The sequence below is a fragment of the Chryseobacterium sp. SIMBA_028 genome (genome assembly GCF_046535285.1).
GTDB lineage: Bacteria > Bacteroidota > Bacteroidia > Flavobacteriales > Weeksellaceae > Chryseobacterium.
On the sequence record NZ_JAWRWZ010000444.1, the window covers coordinates 1 to 261 of the forward strand.

Annotated in this window: 1 protein-coding gene; it reads right to left on the reverse strand. The window is 37.5% G+C overall.

Going from position 1 to position 261, the window contains the following annotated elements; translation table 11 throughout:
• On the reverse strand, positions 1-261 hold a 261-nt coding region (locus tag SCA31_RS24065), incomplete at both ends, for a glutamate-cysteine ligase family protein (RefSeq protein ID WP_410699513.1).

Sequence of the window (261 nt, forward strand, 5' to 3'; positions counted from 1 at the left end):
GCTTCTGAAACTTAAATTCTGCTGATGAAGCTTATAGATTTTTGCCACCAGACTTTGCATAATGGCGGCCATACAAACCGTTTCATCAATTCTTAACGGCATATCACAGATTCTGAATTCAATAGTAGGGTAGAATGGATGAACTCTTAAATCCCACCATATTTTTTTGGCATTATCGATTGTTCCAGTTTTTACCAGAAGCTCAACATAGCTGTCAAACTCTGCTAAAGAATTAAAATAACTCGGAATCCCCGTTCTTGG